At 49.0% G+C, this 2,843-nt stretch carries 5 protein-coding genes; all 5 read left to right on the plus strand.

The features are described 5' to 3' along the window. Positions 1 to 191, plus strand: a 191-nt coding sequence (locus AC1HCM_RS00425; RefSeq protein ID WP_479459801.1) for a 4Fe-4S binding protein, incomplete at its 5' end; no start/stop codon positions are given. Next, complete coding sequence (locus AC1HCM_RS00430; RefSeq protein WP_479459802.1) at positions 181 to 1,131, plus strand: WD40 repeat domain-containing protein; 951 nt, start codon at positions 181 to 183, stop codon at positions 1,129 to 1,131. The genes AC1HCM_RS00425 and AC1HCM_RS00430, both read left to right, overlap by 11 nt. Then, positions 1,113 to 1,478 carry a chaperone NapD gene (locus tag AC1HCM_RS00435; RefSeq protein ID WP_479459803.1) on the plus strand — a complete coding sequence of 122 codons (366 nt, stop codon included), beginning with the start codon at positions 1,113 to 1,115 and terminating at the stop codon, positions 1,476 to 1,478. Before AC1HCM_RS00430 ends, AC1HCM_RS00435 begins: the two co-directional genes overlap by 19 nt. A gap of 8 nt (positions 1,479 to 1,486) precedes the next feature. After that, the gene (locus tag AC1HCM_RS00440; RefSeq protein WP_479459804.1) at positions 1,487 to 2,119 is read left to right on the plus strand and encodes a nucleotidyl transferase AbiEii/AbiGii toxin family protein; all 633 of its coding nucleotides are present in this window, start codon (positions 1,487 to 1,489) and stop codon (positions 2,117 to 2,119) included. A gap of 27 nt (positions 2,120 to 2,146) precedes the next feature. Continuing rightward, complete coding sequence (locus AC1HCM_RS00445; protein ID WP_479459805.1) at positions 2,147 to 2,797, plus strand: hypothetical protein; 651 nt, start codon at positions 2,147 to 2,149, stop codon at positions 2,795 to 2,797. The last annotated feature ends 46 nt before the right edge of the window (positions 2,798 to 2,843 follow it).

Consider the following 2,843-nt stretch of genomic DNA (forward strand, 5'->3'; position numbering starts at 1 on the left):
TAGACCCAAAGAGGTGCAGTGCCTGGAGAGGGGTTCTATGCTTCTCCTGTAAGGAGCCCTGCCTTGACAACGCGATAAGGTTTGAGGGCTTATACAGACCCGTGATAATCCCCGATAGGTGCACAGCATGCGGTTTCTGCATCTCCCTCTGTCCAACCGGAGCTGTTGAGGTGAGAGCCGATGCCTCTTAGCCTTCTTCTCTTCCTCCTTATCAGCCTTTGCTTCGGTGCGGAGCTTGAGGGGACCATTGATGTTGGACATGCGGTCACTGATATGGTCTATAAGAAGGGGATTCTCTACGTTGCCACAGAGCAGGGGGAGGTGAAGTTCGTTGACCTTGAGAAGAGGAAGGTTCTCAGGAGCATTGAGCTCCCAGCCATAAGGGACTTTATGGGAAATCCCATACCACCGAAGGTCTATTCGGTTGACCTCTCACCATCTCAGGAGGAGCTCCTCATAGTAAGCCAGGCATCCGGTGGTTTTAGCGAGGTTTACACCTACAGGGAGAAAGAGGGCTTTGAGAAGGTCATAGACCTGGGTTGGAACCTGATAATCAAGGAGGGAAGGTACGTATCCGGTGACAGAGCCCTCTTCGCCCTTCTGGGAGACGAGATAGCCCTCATGGACCTGAGGAAGAAGAAGTTCATATACAAGGTTCAGGTGGGGCGTTCCTCCCTATCCGATATTGACCTGAGCGAGGACAGGCGGAGGGCTGCGGTATCGGACGAGGCTGGTGTTGTAAGCCTTGTGAGGGTCTCCGACGGCAGGGTGATAAGGCGTTTTAAGGGTGTGAACGTGGACAAGCTCTACAAGCTTGATTACAGGGACGGGAAGATACTCGTCGGAGGTAGGGACAGGAGGGTAGCCCTCTACTACACCGACAGCGGTAAGTACAAAAGATTTCCCGCAGAGTTCCTCGTTTTCTCCGTTGCCATGGACAGCTCCGCAAGGCTCGGTGCCTACCTTTACAACGAGCACAGCGATGTAAGGGTGATTGAGCTTGAGTCAGGAGCTGAGGTAACTATGCTCAGAGGTCACACATACCCGGTCGGTGTTATGCTCTTCCTTGATGGAAAACTCCTGACCGGGTGCGACGATGGAAGGATATTTATATGGAGGTTAGAGAGATGAACATATCGGGAGTTGTGGTGAGAACCAAACCTGAGAACCTGGAGGAGGTTATCAGAGAGCTTGAAGAGTCGGGAATGTGTGATATCCATTTTCACGACGATAAGGGGAGGATAATAGTAACCATAGAGGCGGAAACCACCGAGGAGGAGATATTCAAGCTAAAGGCTATCCAGTCCCTTGAGAACGTCCTCTCCGCAGACCTTGTCTATGCCTACAGCGAAGAAGAGCTTGAGAAGGCAAGGGAAGAGATAGTTATGGAGAAGGGAAAACTTCCAAAGCTGATAGAAGAAGACGTTCCCGCAGAGAGGATAAAGTACTACGGTCACATATACAAGGACTACGAGTAGAGTTCCTCATGAACTTGGAGAGAGCCTTCGTTTTCATCCTTGAGCATTACATAGAACCCGTAGAAGAGGGCACAAAGGAGATAGTAAAAGAGTTGGTTGCTCTGTTGCAAGATGAAGAGTATGCCTTCGTGGGAGGGCTTGCGGTCTCTCTCTACTACTCTGGGGCAAGACCCGTATCACCGGGAGACATAGACATCAAAGTCTTGCAGGATGAGGTCTCAGATGTCGTTGAGCTCATAACAAAGAACGGCTGGAGGCTCCTCCGAAAGAACCAGTTTACGGATGGAGCTTGGTATGTGTTCAGGAAGGGTGCTCAGAACCTTGACCTCGGGATAGCTCAAAAACCCTGGGAGGTAGAGGGAGTCAAGAAGGCTAAGACCTTCGTTTACAGAGGAATAAGGGTTAAGGTTATGCCTCCTGAATATCTTATAGTTACAAAGCTATTTGCGGGCAGGGGAAAGGATTTCGGAGATGTTGTCTATCTTTTGAAGTCCGGGAATGTAGATGTTCAAAAGGCAAGAAGGCTCGTTCAGAAATTTATCCCTCAGTACCTTGATGACTTTGAAGCCATGAAAGAGTATGCAAAGACCTTTGATGATGAGGAGATCGGAAGGATCTTTGACGGTGAGTCAGAAAATTGAAGTTTTACACGTTTAGAATATAAGGGGATGGGTATAAGGCTGGAAGCATTCAGACCGGAAGGTGATGAGGGCACGAGAGAGAGGGAGCTAAAGCTCTTCAAAGAAAACACTGAGCTTATACTTGAAAACACTCCCAAGATTCTTTCCTGCGGTGAATACTTCCACTGCACATTCTCCTACGCCTTTATAAGCACCATATACTTCGGAGGAGGTTACATACCCCTCGGAGTTCTTGTCCTCGGGTGGGAAGAAGGTCTGCTCAGGGATGAGTGTCCCAACTGCGGACGGGAAAGCCTGTGGATAACGGGGTTCGGTGGGGGTCTCTCTCTTGGGAGCAAGTGGGGCGTTTGCACCCTATGTAAAAACACCCCGAGTATAAGGTGTGGGGTCAGGGGCTATTTGGAAATTTGGAAGAAGATAGTTCCCATAATACACGCCTTTCCGCTTTATAAAGTGATTGAAGTTGAGAAGGAAGTTCCTCAGTTTTCATGGTCAAAAGGCATCGTGTACAAGAGAAAGAAAGTCAAAGAGAGGATCCAATTTTACGAACCCGTGAGCCTAAAAGGGCTTATAGAGGATCTGAAAAGCGGAAGGAACAGGAAGTGTAAGGAGCTAATCTTTTCCTTTGAGGAAAAACCGGAGCTGAAGGACCTCTTCTTCAAGAAAAGGGGCTGGTAGCTGATGAGCATATATTAATTAGAGGGGCTGTGAAATGAAGAGGGTT

The organism is Hydrogenivirga sp. (genome assembly GCF_056450045.1).

What these genes read in the sequence shown, in the direction of transcription:
- AC1HCM_RS00440 (WP_479459804.1), top strand. Translation starts at nt 1,487, where the DNA reads ATGAACTTGGAGAGAGCCTTCGTTTTCATCCTTGAGCATTACATAGAA.
- AC1HCM_RS00445 (WP_479459805.1), top strand. Translation starts at nt 2,147, where the DNA reads ATGGGTATAAGGCTGGAAGCATTCAGACCGGAAGGTGATGAGGGCACG.
- AC1HCM_RS00430 (WP_479459802.1), top strand. Translation starts at nt 181, where the DNA reads ATGCCTCTTAGCCTTCTTCTCTTCCTCCTTATCAGCCTTTGCTTCGGT.
- AC1HCM_RS00435 (WP_479459803.1), top strand. Translation starts at nt 1,113, where the DNA reads ATGGAGGTTAGAGAGATGAACATATCGGGAGTTGTGGTGAGAACCAAA.